We start from the raw sequence: 15,568 nt of genomic DNA, 5'->3' as shown, positions 1-15,568 counted from the left end.
TCACGGCACACCACCCCGGCGGAGCGATCCACGGGAACTCCTTAGGATGACCCGACGGTGGCGGTTGTCGGCCCCTGGAAAGGATCCGCGTGTTCCACGTCGTGTTCTACCATCCCGAGATCCCCGGAAACACCGGTAACGCCATCAGGATGGTGGCCGGGGCGGGCAGCACGCTGCATCTGGTCGCCCCGTTGGGCTTCCGGGTCGACGACGCGGACCTGAGACGCGCCGGACTGGACTACCACGACAAGGCCGCCCTGCGGGTGCACGACAGTCTGGAGGACGCCTGGAACGTGCTGGCTCCACGGCGGGTGCTGGCCTTCACCACCCAGGCGAGGTGTTCCTACGAGACCGTCGGATACCAGCCGGGGGACGTGCTGCTCTTCGGACCCGAGTCGGTGGGTCTGCCGGAGGAGGCGCTGGACTCCGGGCCGGAGACCGTCCGGGTGCGCATCCCGATGCTTCCGGGGATCCGTTCGATGAACCTGGCCAACTCGGCCGCCGTCGCCGTCTACGAGGCCTGGCGGCAGCAGGGGTTCGCCATGCCCTGACTACTCCCTTCGAGTGAGATCGGAAACAACCACCTCCCGCGCCGCCGGGATCGGGTTGAATCGGCAGCGATCACGACGGGTGAGGAGGACATCGTGCGTGGATTCCACCGAGCGGGGCGCGGGTTGGTCGCGTTGGCCGTGGTCACGTTGCTCGGTCTGACGGGACCTTTCGGAGCGGCCGGAGCCGCCCCGCCAGCAGACCGGGTGACGGACTCGCCGAACCTCGACGAGCGGTTGCAGTGGCGGCTCGACGCCGTCCACGAGGCGGGGATGCCGGGCGTGCAGGCAGCGGTGCGCCACGGCGACCGGAGCGCGGCCGAAGCCGCCGGGGTCGCCGACACCCGCACCGGACGGCCGCTGCGGCCCGGCTTCCACCACAGGGTCGCCAGTGTCACCAAGACGTTCGTCGCCACCGCCGTGCTCCGCCAGGTCGAGCGGGGAAACGTGGAGCTGGACGCGCCGGTGGGGCGGTATCTGCCCGAGCTGGTGCCCGGTGAGCGCGGACAGCGCGTCACCGTCCGCATGTTGCTGAACCACACCAGCGGCATCGCCGACTACGTCCGAGTGATCTTCGGTTCCTTCTACGAGAACTCCCGGCGGGACCTGGACCGCAACAGGTTCCACTACCGCACCCCCGGGGAGCTGATCAGGACAGGGCTGGACCAACCCGCGACGAACGAACCGGGAGCGCGCTGGTCCTACTCCAACACCAACTACATTCTCGCCGGCGAACTGCTCCGGAAAGTCACCGGACAGTCGCCGCAGCGCTACATCACCCGGGAGATCATCCGCCCGCTGGGGCTGCACGACACCTACTTCCCCGGTGCCAGCCCCTTCGTCGCCGGGCCGCACAGCAAGGCCTACGAGGCCCTGCACCACGTACCCGAGCGGCGCGGCGAGTACAGCGTGTACAACATGACCTGGGCGGGCACCGCCGGAGCGCTGATCTCCACCCCGGAGGAGCTGAACCGGTTCTACCGGGCCCTGCTCGGGGGAAGACTGCTGGAGGAGGACACCCTCGCCGAGATGCGGCGCACCGTGGCGGTGCCGGGCATTCCCACGCTGCGCTACGGGCTGGGACTGATGCGCGTCGAGGCGGGCGACTGCGGCACGCTGTGGGGCCACGACGGCCAGACCTGGGGCATGGTCACCCTGTCAATGCACAGCGTGGACGGAACCGACCAACTGAGCTACGGGGTGAACCTGACCGACTACCAGCGGCTCGACGAGGACGGACAGCCACTGCCGCACCCGATCGACCGACAGCTGGGCGCACTGCAGAACGAGGCGCTGTGCGGTGGTGGTGACTCCACCAACGCCACTGCTCCAAAACCACTCGCCCCGACCCCGACAAGAATCCGTTGATCCGGCACGTCGGGGCGTGACACCGCACTCCGGCCCGCCCCGGCGTCCCACCGGGACCGTCAGAACGGCAGGTCCCTCACAGCTCCGCCAGGGAGCGCAACGCCTCGGCCCGGTCGGTGCGTTCCCAGGGCAGGTCCACATCCGTCCGCCCGAAGTGCCCGTAAGCCGCCGTCGGCGCGTACATCGGCCGCAACAGGTCCAGATCCCGAATGATCGCCGCCGGACGCAGATCGAAGACCTCGTTGATCGCCGCCTGGATCTTGACCGGATCCACGTTCTCCGTGCCGAAGGTCTCCACGAACAGACCCACCGGCGCGGCCTTACCGATCGCATAGGCCGTCTGCACCTCGATCCGACTGGCCAACCCCGCGGCCACCGCGTTCTTGGCCACCCACCGAGTCGCGTACGCCGCCGACCGGTCCACCTTCGACGGATCCTTACCCGAGAACGCGCCACCACCGTGCCGCGCCATACCCCCGTAGGTATCCACGATGATCTTACGCCCCGTCAGACCACAGTCCCCCATCGGACCACCCGTGACGAACCGACCCGTCGGATTCACCAGCAGACGGGTGTCGGAGGCCTCCAGGGAGAGATCGGACAGTTCCGGAGCGACCACGTGCCGATGCACGTCGGAGGCGACCCGCTCGTCCGGATCCACCTCCTCGGAGTGCTGGGTGGAGACCACCACGGTGTCCAGCCTGACCGGCTGGTCCCCGGCGTACTCCACCGTGACCTGGGTCTTGCCGTCCGGTCGGAGATAGGGCAACGTGCCGGACTGCCGCGCGCGGGTCAGCCCCCGGGAGAGCCGGTGGGCCAGGGCGATCGGCAGCGGCATCAGCTCGGGAGTGTCGTCACACGCGTAGCCGAACATCAATCCCTGGTCACCGGCGCCCTGCCGGGCGATCTCGTCGATGACCCCCTCGACGCGGGACTCGTATCCCACCTCGACTCCCTGGGCGATGTCCGGGGACTGCGCGTCGATGGAGATGTTGACGCCGCAGGAGTTGCCGTCGAAGCCCTTGGCCGAACTGTCGTAGCCGATTCCCAGCACCCTCTCCCGCACGATTCCGGGGATGTCGACGTAGGACTCGGTGGTGACCTCACCGGCGAGGTGCACCTGGCCGGTGGTGACCATGGTCTCCATCGCCACGCGGGAGCGGGGGTCCTGGGCCAGCATCGCGTCCAGGACGGCGTCGCTGATCGAGTCGGCCATCTTGTCCGGGTGGCCCTCGGTCACGGACTCACTGGTGAACAACCTGCGCTGGTCAGGTCCCATCGGACACCTCGCCACACGAAGAACGGTCTGGTGGGCCAGCTGCCCGCGTGGCACGCGGCGAGTCACGGCCCGGTGTGATTACGCTGTTCAGCCTACGGGCAGTGCTCAGTTCCCGGCGAACCGCTCGCCCACCGCGTCCCACACTCTGGACGCGAGCAGGGACTTCGCGCCGTGCGGGAGCGGACGTCGTTCTCCCGAGGTGGCCAACAGCCACCCCGCGTTGTCCTCGACCTCGAAGGCCCTGCCGTCACCGACCGCGTTGACCACGAGCAGGTCGCAGCCCTTGCGGGCCAGCTTGTCCGCACCGTGTTCCAGCACGCTCGTGTCGGGATCCCCGGTCTCGGCGGCGAAGCCGATTACCAGGCCGGTGTTCAGGGCACCCGTACGACGGGCCTCGACGAGCTCGCTCAGCACGTCCGGGTTCCGGGCCAGTTCCACCGGGGCGGGATCCGAACCGGTCTTCTTGATCTTGTGGGCCGCGTGCTCGGCCGGTCGGAAGTCGGCCACCGCCGCCGACATCACCACGGCGTCGGCCCCGGAGGCGGCGGCGAACACCGCACCGCGCAGCTGTTCGGCCGTTTCCACCCGGCGCAGCCGCACCCCGGCGGGCACCGGGAGATCGGCGGTGTTCGCGGCGACCAGGGTCACCTCGGCACCGCGTTGGGCCGCGACCCGGGCGAGCGCGAACCCCTGTCTGCCGGAGGAACGGTTACCGAGGTAGCGCACAGGGTCCAACGGCTCCCGGGTACCCCCCGCGGAGACCACCACGCCGCGCCCTTCGAGGTCCCGGGGCAGCGCCGCGGAGTCGGCGAGCAGCAACCGCGCCAGATCCACGATCTCCTCCGGCTCGGGCAGTCGCCCCTTGCCGGAGTCCACTCCGGTCAACCGTCCACTGGCCGGCTCGGCGACCACCACCCCCCGGGCACGCAGGGTCGCCACGTTGTGGCGGGTGGCGGGGTGCTCCCACATCTCGGTGTGCATCGCCGGCACGAGCAGCACCGGGCACCGCGCGGTGAGCAGCGTGGAGGTGAGCAGGTCGTCGGCGAGACCGTTGGCCGCCCGGGCGATCAGGTCCGCGGTGGCCGGAGCCACCACCACCAGGTCGGCCCGCTGCCCCAGCCGCACATGGGCCACCTCGGGAACGTCCTCGAACACGTCGGTCCGCACCGGGTTCCCGGACAACGCCTCGAAGGTGGCCGAGCCGACGAACCTCAGGGCCGCTCGGGTGGGGGCCACCCGGACCTCGTGACCACTCTCGGTCAGTCCGCGCAGCACCTCACACGCCTTGTAGGCGGCGATGCCGCCACTCACGCCGAGGACCACCCGTGCGCCGTCGGAGGCACCGTCCTCGCTCACGCGCCCTCGGAGTGCTGCAGCACGCCCGCGTGGATCTCCCGCAGGGCGATGGACAACGGCTTCTCCCTCGGCCCGGGCTCGACCAGCGGACCGACGTACTCCAGCAGTCCCTCACCGAGCTGGGCGTAGTAGTCCTGGATCTGCCTGGCCCGCTTGGCCGCGTAGATGGCCAGCGCGTACTTGGAGCTGACGTTGTCCAGCAGATCGTCGATCGGCGGATCGGTGATGCCCTCGGCCACCGTGTTCGTGCGGGACTCGGGCTTGGGGTACTGGCCGCCGGAAAAGGCGGCCAGCGAGTTGGGAATGCTCACGTGCGTGGCTCCTGTGCTCTCCGACGGCGATCGGGTTCGTCGATCAGGGACGTCGACTCGGCGAACCCACCGGACGACTCCGGTCCATCGGCCGACCGGTCCGCGGCGGAGGAGTCCGCGCACGGCGTCTCCACGACCCACTCGGTCGGCCGCCCCGGGGCGGCCGACCGGGAGTCCGCCGCTAACCGGAAGCTGGACCGGTTATCAATCGTACCAACTCGTCCACCGCTTTCCGCACGTCGGCGTTGACCACGGTGGCGTCGAACTCGGAACTCGCCGCGAGCTCGGCCCGGGCCGTGTCCAGCCGCTGTCGAAGAACCTCGGGATCCTCCGTACGACGTCCGGTCAGCCGGCTCACGAGATCGTCCCAGGAAGGCGGCAGGAGCATCACCAGCCGCGCCTCGGGCATACTGCGCCGCACCTGACGTGCCCCCTGGAGCTCGATCTCCAGCACCGCGGGCCGCCCGGATGCCAGTGCCCGCTCCACGGGCGCACGCGGCGTGCCGTAGTAGTTGCCCGCGTACTGGGCGTACTCCAGCATCTCACCGGCCGCGACCATGCGCTCGAACTCGGCTCGGTCGACGAAGTGGTAGTCCACCCCGTCCACCTCTCCCGCGCGGGGAGGGCGCGTGGTCACGGACACGCTGAAGTAGACCTCCGGCGCCCGTTCGCGCAACTCGGCGAGCACGCTCGACTTGCCGACACCGGAGGGACCGGACACGACGGTGAGCCGGGGGGTGCCGACAGCGGCACGCCCCGGTCGCACACCGTCATCCGCGTGGATCACGCCGCGTCGAACTCGGCGAGCAGCGCCTTGCGCTGACGCTCGCCGAGACCACGCAGCCTGCGGCTGTTGGCGATCTCCAGCCGCTCCATGATCTGTTGAGCGCGGACCTTGCCCACGCCGGGAAGGGCCTCCAGCAGCGCGGAAACCTTCATCTTGCCGAGGGTCTCGTCGTTGTCAGCACTGTCCAAGACCTCGGCCAGGCTGGTCCCACCGCGCTTGAGGCGCTCTTTGAGCTCAGCGCGGGCGCGACGGGCGGCAGCCGCCTTTTCGAGTGCCGCAGCCCGCTGCTCCTCGGTCAGCTGGGGAAGGGCCACCATGTCCTCCGTGATGTGGGTTTTCTTGATCGGTGCGGCGACGGTACCGACCCAGGTCAGATCGCTACGAGGCGGGGTCCACCTTTGTCGGGTCGGCCGCGTGGCGCTCTCCCGTCGCCCGGCCTTGTCAGGTGACTCGCCCAAGGCACTGACGAGCACCGGCCGTTGCAAGTACTACCAACAACCGCGCTGAAGTGCACTAACCCGGGGCAAAACTGTTCCGAACTGTCCGATTTCCGGGCACCCGGAGGTCGCTCAGCGGGTCATCGGGGTGGCCACACCCGATCACGGGCACGACCCGCGCGGCGAAATCGCACGACAACACAGCGACCGCCCCTCACGCGGGAAGCGGGGAAACCGCCCGCGGCGGAGCCCTCTCCGGCCGCGTGAGGGGCCCGGAGTCCCCCGGAAACCGGGCAACCGGGAGTGCGCGAGAACACTCGGGCGACCACGCACGTGTTCGATATCACCGCGAAACGTGCCCCTGGGGTCGGAATCGGAGCGCACACCGGGACTGCTCAGACCCCGGTGGCCGCGGCGAGGTCCTCGCTCATCCTCCTGGTGGCGGTACGCAGTTCCCGCACGTCCGGACCGTGCCGCAGCAGGTCCCTGGCGACGGCGGGCACCACGTGGGGCAGGGCCGAACCGAACATGGACCGCAGTCCGTGCACGGTGCCCCCCTGGGCTCCCAGACCGGGAGCGAGGATCGGCCCGTTCAGACCCGAGAAGTCGAGCTCGCCGGGGCGGATGGTGGCCCCGGCCACCACCCCCACGTGCCCCATCGGCTCGGCCCCCGCGTTGCTCTCCGCCGCCGCGTCCACGACGGACTGCGCGACCGTTCTTCCCTCCGAGGTGGCCGAGCGTTGCAGCCCGACGGCCTCGGGGTTGGAGGTGCGGGCGAGCACGAACACCCCGCGCCCGGTCTGGGAGGCGATGCCCACCGCCGGAGCCAGCGAGCCGTAGCCGAGGTAGGGCGAGACCGTCATCGCGTCCCCCGCCAACGGGGAACCGTCCCCGAGGTAGGCGTTGGCGTAGGCGGTCATGGTCGAGCCGATGTCACCGCGCTTGACGTCGTGGACCACCAGCGCCCCGGCCTGCCTGGCCTCGGCGACCACACGCTCCAGCACGGCGACACCGCGCGAACCGTAGGTCTCGAAGAAGGCCGACTGCGGTTTGAGCACCGCGACCTCGGCGGCGACAGCCTCCAGCACCGTCATGGCGAAGCGTTCCAGGGCGGCCGGAGTCTCCTCCAGCCCCCACGCGTGCAACAGCGCCGGATGCGGGTCTATCCCCACACAGAGTGGCCCTCGCGCCGCGATGGCCTCACCGAGTCGCTGTCCGAAAGCAGCCTGTACCGCCGTCATCGCCCCTCACCAGTCCGCTGACTCCGCAGCGCCGCCTGCAACCGTTGCAACGGCCGCACACCGATGTTGCCGCGGATCGCGGCCTCGACGCCCTGCACGGCCGCGGCAGCACCCTGCACCGTGGTGATGCACGGGATGTCGCGCGACACGGCCGCGGTGCGGATCTCGTAGCCGTCCACCCGGGGTCCCGGGTTCCCGTAGGGGGTGTTGACCACCATGTCGATCTCACCCGCCCTGATGAGGTCGATCACGTCACGGTCGGCGGAACCGTCCCACTGCCCCGCACCGACCGCGTGCGGATCCTGCGGATCCTCGTTGTGCTTGCGGACCACGGCACAGGTGATGTCGTTGCGCCGCAGCACCTCGGCCGTTCCCGTGGTGGCACAGATCTCGAACCCGAGGTCGGCCAGGCGCTTGACCGGGAACACCATGGACCGTTTGTCCTTGTTGGCCACCGAGACGAACACCCTGCCCGAGGTCGGCAACGAGCCGTAGGCACCGCTCTGCGACTTGGCGAAGGCGTGGCCGAAGGCGGTGTCGATGCCCATGACCTCGCCGGTGGACTTCATCTCCGGTCCCAACAGCGAGTCGACACCGTGCCCCTCCGGGGTGCGGAAGCGGTGGAAGGGCAGCACCGCCTCCTTGACCGCCACCGGCGCGTCCGGCGGCAGGTCCGCGCCGTCCCCGTGGGCGGGAAGCATCCCCTCGGCCCGCAGTTCGGCGATCTCGGCGCCGAACATGATCCTGGCCGCGGCCTTGGCCAACGGCGCTCCCGCAGCCTTGGACACGAACGGCACCGTCCGGGAGGCGCGCGGATTGGCCTCGAGCACGTAGAGCACGTCGTCCTTGAGGGCGTACTGCACGTTGAGCAGGCCGCGCACCCCGATGCCCTCGGCCAGTGCCTCGGTGCACCGGCGGACCTTCTCGACGTCCTGGCGGCCGAGGGTGATCGGGGGCAGCGCACAGGCCGAGTCACCGGAGTGGACACCGGCCTCCTCGATGTGCTCCATCACACCGCCGATGTAGACCTCGGTGCCGTCGGCCAGGGCGTCCACGTCGATCTCGATGGCGTCGTCGAGGAAGTTGTCCACCAGCACCGGATGCTCGGGGCTGACCTCGGTGGCCCTGGCGATGTAGTTCTCCAGCGAGCTCTCGTCGTAGACGATCTCCATGCCACGACCGCCGAGCACGTAGGAGGGACGCACCAGCACCGGGTAACCGATGTCGTCGGCGATCCGCTTGGCTCCCTCGAAGGAGGTGGCCGTACCGTAGCTCGGCGCGGGCAGTCCCGCCCTGGACAGCACCTCGCCGAAGGAACCGCGGTCCTCGGCCCGGTGAATGGCCTCCGGAGGGGTGCCGACGATGGGCACGCCCGCGTCGGAGAGCTTCTGGGCCAGTCCCAGCGGGGTCTGGCCACCCAGCTGCACCACCACCCCGGCCACGGTTCCCGAGGCCTGTTCGGAGTGCACCACCTCCAGGACGTCCTCGAAGGTCAGTGGTTCGAAGTACAGCCGGTCCGAGGTGTCGTAGTCGGTGGAGACGGTCTCGGGGTTGCAGTTGACCATCACCGTCTCGTAGCCGGCCCCGGCGCTACCCAGCCCCATGGCCGCGTGCACGCAGGAGTAGTCGAACTCGATGCCCTGACCGATCCGGTTGGGCCCGGAGCCCAGGATGATCACCTTGGGGCGTTCCCACTGGCGTTCCACCTCGGACTCGGCCGCCGGGTCCGACTCGTAGGCGGAGTAGTGGTACGGCGTGGACGCGGCGAACTCGGCAGCGCAGGTGTCGACGGTCTTGTAGACCGGGCGCACCCCGAGTCGGTGGCGCAGCGCACGCACCCCGTACTCCCCGGCCAGCTCGGGCCGCAGCGCGGCGATCTGGCGGTCGGACAGGCCCGCGCGCTTGGCGCGGCGCAGCAGGTCCGCGTCCAGCACCGAGGCGGCCAGGATCTCCTCCCTGAGCTCGACCAGCCCGGCTATCTGGTCGACGAACCAGGGGTCGATGCCCGAGGCCTCGTGCACCTGGGCCACGGTGGCCCCCATCCGCAGCGCCCGCTCCACGGTGTAGAGCCTGCCCTCGTGGCCGGTGGCGAGCTCGTCCAGCGTGGAGTCCAGCGTGGCTCCGGCCGGGTCCGGCACCGTCCAGAACCCCGCGCGGGAGGACTCCAGCGAACGCATCGCCTTGCCCAGCGCCTCGGTGAAGTTCCTGCCCAGGGCCATGGCCTCGCCGACGCTCTTCATCGTCGTGGTCAGTCCGGTGTCGGCCCCGGGGAACTTCTCGAAGGCGAAACGTGGGGCCTTGACCACCACGTAGTCCAGCGTGGGCTCGAAACTGGCCGGGGTCTTCTCCGTGATGTCGTTGGGGATCTCGTCGAGGCTGTAGCCGATGGCCAGCTTCGCCGCGATCTTGGCGATCGGGAAGCCCGTGGCCTTCGAGGCCAGCGCCGAGGAACGCGACACCCGCGGGTTCATCTCGATGACCACCATGCGACCCGTGCCCGGGTGCACGGCGAACTGGATGTTGCACCCTCCGGTGTCCACGCCGACCTCGCGCAGCACGTCGATGCCGACGTCGCGCATGTGCTGGTACTCGCGGTCGGTCAGGGTCATCGACGGGGCGACGGTGACCGAGTCACCGGTGTGCACCCCCATGGGATCCACGTTCTCGATGGAGCAGACGACCACCACGTTGTCCGCGTGGTCCCGCATCAGCTCCAGCTCGTACTCCTTCCAGCCGAGTACGCTCTCCTCGATGAGCACCTCGTGCACCGGGGACTCGGTCAGCCCCAGCGAGGCCATCCGCTCCAGTTGCTCGTGGGTGTGGGCCATGCCGGAACCGAGTCCGCCCATGGTGAAGCTGGGACGGATCACCACGGGCAGGCCGCGTTCGGCGACGAAGTCCCGGACCTGCTCCATCGTGGTGCACACCCGGCTCTCGGGGACGTTGCCACCCACCGAGCGCACGATGTCCTTGAACCGCTGCCGGTCCTCGCCGCGCTGGATGGCCTCGACGTCGGCCCCGATCAGCTCCACCCCGTACTTGGCGAGCACCCCCCGCTCGTAGAGCGCCACGGCGGTGTTCAGGGCGGTCTGCCCACCGAGGGTCGCCAGCAGCGCGTCGGGGCGCTCGGCGTCGATGACCTTCTCGACGAACTCCGGGGTGATCGGTTCGATGTAGGTGGAGTCGGCGAACTCCGGATCGGTCATGATCGTCGCCGGGTTGGAGTTGACCAGGCTCACCCGGATGCCCTCGGAGCGCAGCACCCGACAGGCCTGGGTACCGGAATAGTCGAACTCACACGCCTGGCCGATCACGATCGGGCCGGAACCGATGACCAGAACGTGGTTGATGTCGGTCCTCTTGGGCATCAGCGTGCCTCGCTCATCATTCGTACGAAGGAATCGAACAGGGGTGCCGCGTCGTGGGGGCCCGCGGCGGCCTCGGGGTGGTACTGCACGCTGAACGCCGGTGTGTCCAGCAGCCGCAGTCCTTCGACGGCTCCGTCGTTGGCGCAGTGGTGGCTGACCACGGCCCGGCCGAACTCGGTGTCGAAACGCTCGCCGGGCTCACCGCGCACGGCGAAACCGTGGTTCTGCGCGGTGATCGCCACCCGTCCGGTCTCGGCGTCGATGACCGGTATGTTGACGCCACGGTGGCCGTAGGGGAGCTTGTAGGTCTCGCGGCCGAGGGCCCGGCCCAGGATCTGGTTGCCGAAGCAGATCCCGAACAGCGGCATCCGGTGCCGCAGCACCTGCCTGGTCAGTTCGGTCGCGTGCTCGGCCGTGGCCGGATCCCCCGGACCGTTGGACAGGAAGACACCGTCGGGGGCCAGCTCCCGGATCCGCTCGAACGGGGTGGACAGCGGCAGCACGTGGGTCTCGATCCCCCGCTCGGCCATCAGTCGCGGGGTGTTGGACTTGATCCCCAGGTCCAGCGCGGCGACCGTGAGACGACGTTCCCCGACGGCGGGCACCACATAGGGCTCGTCCGTGCTCACGTCACCGGCCAGATCGGCGCCGAGCATTCCCTGTTCGGCGTTGACGCGGTCGATCATCTCCCGGTCGGTGCCCAGGGCGGGCCCGGAGAAGATCCCGGCCCGCATGGCACCCCGCTCGCGGATGTGGCGGGTGAGCGCGCGGGTGTCCACACCGGAGACTCCCACCACACCCTGCCTGCGCAGTTCCTCGGGCAGGGACCTGTTCGCCCTCCAGGAGGAGGGGTTGCGCGCGGGGTCGCGCACCACGTAGCCGGCGACCCAGATGCGTTGCGACTCGTCGTCCTCGTCGTTCCAGCCGGTGTTGCCGATCTGCGGGGCCGTGGAGACCACGATCTGGCGGTGGTAGGACGGGTCGGTCAGGGTTTCCTGGTAACCCGTCATGCCGGTGCTGAATACGACCTCACCGAGGCAAGAGCCCTCGCTGCCGAAAGCCTCGCCGCGAAAGATCCGCCCGTCCTCAAGCACCAGGGCGGCGGGGGGCTGCGCGGTCATGTCTCCTCCTGCCGCGACATCGCGGCCTCGTCGTCGTGGTCGTCGTGCTCGGATGGGGAATCGGGGGTCTCGGCGGGCACCAGCGCGTGCAGGGCGCGCACCCACTGGTGCGGGTCCTGCGCCCCCTCGGGGCGGAACCCGCTGTCCAGCAGGTGGTCCCCGAGCTTCCAGGTGACCACCAACATTCCGACGCCGGGGACCACCTTGTTCGCCAACTTGTGGTCCACCCGCGCGTCGCGCAGGGCCGAGGTCGGTATCCAGAGCGGTTCGGATCCGGCCCGTTCCACGAGCAGCCCCGTGCGGTGGAGCCGTAGTCGCGCTCCGGCGCGGTGGCCGAGCGTGCCCGCGCTGACCCGGTCCTGCCAGTCACCCGCCACCGTGGTGCCCACGTAGAGTCCGGCCACGGAGGGGAGCAGCTCGTCCTCCTCGGACAACCCCGCGGGCACCCCGGACAGCAGTGCGGGCAGTTCCGCGTGGCGGGCGGCACGGTTGGTCCAGCCGCGTCGCATCGCGTACAGCACCACCAGCGCGGCCAGGGCCAGTGCCAGCACCCACAGCATCCGTGTCATCGGAGCACCCCCCCGTACGGTTGCGCCCTGCCGTCCCGCGCGGTCACACGGCCGCGCGAGATCGTCGCCGTCACCCTCGCGGGCAGGGTCATCCCCTCGAAGGGGGTGTTGAGCGCGGTTCCGGCCAGTTCCTCGCCGCGCACGGTCCATTCCGCGTGCGGGTCCACCAGGGTGATGTTCGCCGGCTCGCCGACCTCCAGCGGGCGTCCCTGGTCGTCCAGCCCCGCGATGCGGGCGGGGGCCTCGCTGAGTACCCGGGCGAGGTCACGCCAGTCCAACAGCCCCGGGCGGAGCATGGTGTGCACCAGCACCGACAGGGCCGTCTGGAGTCCGAGCATCCCCGGGCGCGCCGCGGACCACTCGCAGTCCTTGTCCTGCTCGGCGTGCGGGGCGTGGTCGGTGGCCACGCAGTCGACGACTCCCTCGGCGAGCGCCTCGCGGAGGGCACGCACGTCCTCGTCGGTGCGCAACGGTGGGTTGACCTTGTAGCGCGGGTCGTAACCCTCCAGCAGCTCGTCGGTGAGCAACAGGTGGTGCGGGGTGACCTCGGCGGACACGGAGCCGCCACCGGGGCGGGAACGCCACCATCGCAGGAACTCCGCCGTCCCGGCGCTGGAGACGTGGCAGACGTGCAGCGAGCCTCCCGTGTGCCCGGCCAGCATGCAGTCCCTGGCCACCACGGACTCCTCGGCGGGAGCGGGCCAGCCCGCCAGTCCGAGGCGGGCCGCGTTGGCCCCCTCGTGGGCCTGGGCTCCCGGGGTGAGTCCGGGGTCCTGGGCGTGCTGGGCCACCACGCCGCCGAAGGCGCTGGTGTACTCCAGAGCCCGCCGCATCAGCAGCGGGTCGTGCACGCAGTTGCCGTCGTCGGAGAACAGTCGCACCCGAGCGGCGGAGCGGGCCATCGAGCCGATCTCGGCCAGTCGCTGCCCGCCCAGCCCCGCGGTCACCGCTCCGACGGGGTGGACCTCGACCAGCCCGACCTCCTCGCCGCGTCGACGCACGTGCTCGACGACCACCGCGTTGTCGGCGACCGGGTCGGTGTTGGCCATGGCGAACACCGCGGTGTAGCCGCCGAGGGCCGCCGCGACCGAGCCGCTCTCGATCGTCTCGGCGTCCTCCCGCCCCGGCTCGCGCAGGTGGGTGTGCAGATCCACGAAACCGGGCAGCGCCACCGCCCCGTCCGCGTGGAGGAGCTCGGTGGCGTCCGTCTCCTCCAGCTCGCCGATGTCGGCGATCCTTCCGTCCTCGTCGACCAGCAGGTCCACCGGTTCCTTCGCCCCGTAGGGACGCACCGAACGCAGCAGCAACCGTGCCCGGCCGGTCCGTTCGACACCGTTCACGCCGTGTTCTCCTCTCCGGCCAGCAGGTGGTACAGCACCGCCATCCGCACGTGCACACCGTTGCGCACCTGCTGTTCGACGGCGGCCCGCGCGGAGTCGGCCACCCTCGGCGCGATCTCCGTTCCGCGCATCATCGGCCCCGGATGCAGCACCACGGCGTGCTCGGGCAGTTTCGCCGTGCGGGCCGCGTTGAGTCCGTAGCCGACCGAGTACTCCCGTTCGGTGGGGAAGAACCCTCCGTGCATCCGCTCGGCCTGCACCCGCAGCGCCATCACGGCGTCCAGACCGGGCAGCTGGGAGTCGAGATCGTGGGTGACCTCCACTCCCCAGTTCCGCACCCCCTCCGGGACCAGGGTCGGCGGCGCGATCAGCACCACCTCCGCCCCGAGCGTGCGCAGCAGGTGCGTGTTGGAGCGGGCCACTCTGCTGTGCAGCAGGTCCCCCACGATGCCGATCCTGCGCCCCGCGACGTCGCCGAGCCGCTCACGCAGGGTCGCCGCGTCCAGCAGTGCCTGGGTGGGGTGTTCGTGCATCCCGTCACCGGCGTTGACGACCCTGGTGCCGGTGGGATCCAGCCACTCGGCGATCCGTTGGGGAGCCCCGGAGGCCTGGTGGCGCAGGATCACGCAGTCGGCACCGGCTGCGGAGAGCGTCCGTGCGGTGTCCCGCAACGACTCTCCCTTGCCGGTGGAGGAGCCGGAGGCGGAGACGTTGACCACGTCGGCGCTCATCCACTTGCCGGCCACCTCGAAGGACACCCGGGTACGCGTGGAGTTCTCGTAGAACATCGTGATCACGGTGCGCCCGCGCAGTGTCGGCAGCTTGCGGACCTCCCTGCCGAGCAGGGTGCTTTTGAGCATGTCGGCGGTGTCGAGTACGGCGCTCGCGGTGTCCGGGTCCAACTCCTCGGCCGTGAGCAGGTGCCGCATCACTGTTCCTTTCCGGCCGGACCGACCTCACCGGGGTCCGGTTCGTTCGTGGCCTCGCCCGTTCCGTCCTCCGCACCGGAGTCCTCACGCCGTCCGGAGGCCGGGCGACGCAGCAGCACGGAGTCGGTGCCGTCCACCTCGGTGAGCCGCACCGCCACGTCCTCGCTGCGCGCGGTGGGTACGTTCTTGCCGACGTAGTCGGCCCGGATGGGCAGTTCGCGGTGTCCGCGGTCCACCAGCACGGCCAGCTGGACGGAACGGGGGCGTCCCTGGTCGCGCAACGCGTCCAGCGCGGAGCGAACCGTGCGTCCGGAGAACAGCACGTCGTCGACCAGCACCACCAATGCGTCGTCCACTCCCTCCACGGGGACGCTGCTGGCCTCGATGGGGCGATTGGGCTGCTTGCGCAGGTCGTCCCGGTACAGCGTGATGTCCAGCGCACCCACGGACGGGCGCACTCCGGTGAAGGCGGAAACGCGTTCGGCGATGCGTCGGGCGAGCGGGGCGCCTCTGGTGGGGATACCGAGCAGGACGACGTGGCTGCCGCCACTGTCCAACGCGGTCTTCTCGATGATCTGATGGGCTATTCGGGCGACAGTGCGCGCGACGTCTTCAGCCGAAAGCAACTCACGTTCTTCGGCCGGAACCGCCGCGCCCGCCGATGGGCGTGACGCCACGGAGGACCTCCTTCCCCGCCTCACTGGACGGGCCGTTAAAGGACGCCAGGACCCCGGCAACCGCCGGGCTTGCCCTGTACGCTATCAGCGTCGGGGGGTCAATCGCCGGGGTGGTGTAGCGGGATTCGTGCCACACTCACACCGAGAGCAACTTGACCTGATGACGCTCGCGAGCGATTATTACTCTCCGTATCAACACAGAGCGTTCCTCCCCGGCAACTGGAACTAGGCTGACGG

General features: G+C 70.0%; 14 protein-coding genes. 2 read left to right on the top strand and 12 right to left on the bottom strand.

All coding sequences use genetic code 11. The features are described from left to right. Positions 1 to 89 precede the first annotated feature (89 nt). Positions 90 to 551, top strand: coding sequence for a tRNA (cytidine(34)-2'-O)-methyltransferase (locus tag ACTMO_RS0105625; protein ID WP_019853689.1), 462 nt, complete (start codon positions 90 to 92; stop codon positions 549 to 551). 93 nt (positions 552 to 644) lie between these two features. Continuing rightward, positions 645 to 1,916, top strand: coding sequence for a serine hydrolase domain-containing protein (locus ACTMO_RS0105620; RefSeq protein ID WP_019853688.1), 1,272 nt, complete (start codon positions 645 to 647; stop codon positions 1,914 to 1,916). 76 nt (positions 1,917 to 1,992) lie between these two features. On the opposite strand, the gene metK is transcribed toward ACTMO_RS0105620, so the two are convergent. The 12 genes from metK to pyrR all read right to left on the bottom strand — a co-directional run bounded on the left by metK (position 1,993) and on the right by pyrR (position 15,331). Continuing rightward, positions 1,993 to 3,195, bottom strand: a complete 1,203-nt coding sequence (gene metK, locus ACTMO_RS0105615) for a methionine adenosyltransferase (protein WP_019853687.1) — start codon at positions 3,193 to 3,195, stop codon at positions 1,993 to 1,995. Between the two features lie 105 nt (positions 3,196 to 3,300). Next, positions 3,301 to 4,551, bottom strand: a complete 1,251-nt coding sequence (gene coaBC, locus ACTMO_RS0105610) for a bifunctional phosphopantothenoylcysteine decarboxylase/phosphopantothenate--cysteine ligase CoaBC (RefSeq protein ID WP_019853686.1) — start codon at positions 4,549 to 4,551, stop codon at positions 3,301 to 3,303. Next, positions 4,548 to 4,862, bottom strand: coding sequence for a DNA-directed RNA polymerase subunit omega (gene rpoZ / locus ACTMO_RS0105605; RefSeq protein WP_019853685.1), 315 nt, complete (start codon positions 4,860 to 4,862; stop codon positions 4,548 to 4,550). The genes coaBC and rpoZ overlap by 4 nt, the downstream gene beginning before the upstream one ends. A gap of 181 nt (positions 4,863 to 5,043) precedes the next feature. Next, complete coding sequence (gmk, locus tag ACTMO_RS0105600) at positions 5,044 to 5,649, bottom strand: guanylate kinase (RefSeq protein WP_019853683.1); 606 nt, start codon at positions 5,647 to 5,649, stop codon at positions 5,044 to 5,046. Next, positions 5,646 to 5,963: an integration host factor, actinobacterial type gene (mihF, locus tag ACTMO_RS0105595; RefSeq protein ID WP_026448910.1), complete on the bottom strand. Its 318-nt coding sequence runs from the start codon at positions 5,961 to 5,963 to the stop codon at positions 5,646 to 5,648. Before mihF ends, gmk begins: the two co-directional genes overlap by 4 nt. Before the next feature lie 518 nt (positions 5,964 to 6,481). Further along, positions 6,482 to 7,327: an orotidine-5'-phosphate decarboxylase gene (pyrF, locus tag ACTMO_RS0105590; RefSeq protein ID WP_026448909.1), complete on the bottom strand. Its 846-nt coding sequence runs from the start codon at positions 7,325 to 7,327 to the stop codon at positions 6,482 to 6,484. Beyond that, positions 7,324 to 10,695 carry a carbamoyl-phosphate synthase large subunit gene (gene carB, locus ACTMO_RS0105585; protein ID WP_019853680.1) on the bottom strand — a complete coding sequence of 1,124 codons (3,372 nt, stop codon included), beginning with the start codon at positions 10,693 to 10,695 and terminating at the stop codon, positions 7,324 to 7,326. The genes pyrF and carB overlap by 4 nt, the downstream gene beginning before the upstream one ends. Then, a complete protein-coding gene (gene carA / locus ACTMO_RS0105580; RefSeq protein WP_019853679.1) occupies positions 10,695 to 11,816 on the bottom strand; it encodes a glutamine-hydrolyzing carbamoyl-phosphate synthase small subunit in 1,122 nt (373 codons plus the stop codon). Before carA ends, carB begins: the two co-directional genes overlap by 1 nt. After that, the gene (locus tag ACTMO_RS20405) at positions 11,813 to 12,385 is read right to left on the bottom strand and encodes a PH-like domain-containing protein (protein WP_033401498.1); all 573 of its coding nucleotides are present in this window, start codon (positions 12,383 to 12,385) and stop codon (positions 11,813 to 11,815) included. The genes carA and ACTMO_RS20405 overlap by 4 nt, the downstream gene beginning before the upstream one ends. Further along, positions 12,382 to 13,725 carry a dihydroorotase gene (locus tag ACTMO_RS0105570; RefSeq protein WP_019853677.1) on the bottom strand — a complete coding sequence of 448 codons (1,344 nt, stop codon included), beginning with the start codon at positions 13,723 to 13,725 and terminating at the stop codon, positions 12,382 to 12,384. Before ACTMO_RS0105570 ends, ACTMO_RS20405 begins: the two co-directional genes overlap by 4 nt. Next, complete coding sequence (locus ACTMO_RS0105565) at positions 13,722 to 14,654, bottom strand: aspartate carbamoyltransferase catalytic subunit (RefSeq protein WP_026448908.1); 933 nt, start codon at positions 14,652 to 14,654, stop codon at positions 13,722 to 13,724. The genes ACTMO_RS0105570 and ACTMO_RS0105565 overlap by 4 nt, the downstream gene beginning before the upstream one ends. Further along, on the bottom strand, positions 14,654 to 15,331 hold the full coding sequence (pyrR, locus tag ACTMO_RS0105560) for a bifunctional pyr operon transcriptional regulator/uracil phosphoribosyltransferase PyrR (protein ID WP_026448907.1): 678 nt from the start codon (positions 15,329 to 15,331) through the stop codon (positions 14,654 to 14,656). The genes ACTMO_RS0105565 and pyrR overlap by 1 nt, the downstream gene beginning before the upstream one ends. Positions 15,332 to 15,568: the final 237 nt, after the last annotated feature.

It is taken from the genome of Actinopolyspora mortivallis DSM 44261 (assembly GCF_000384035.1).
GTDB lineage: Bacteria > Actinomycetota > Actinomycetes > Mycobacteriales > Pseudonocardiaceae > Actinopolyspora > Actinopolyspora mortivallis.
This window is presented reverse-complemented; position numbering and strand designations above follow the sequence as displayed.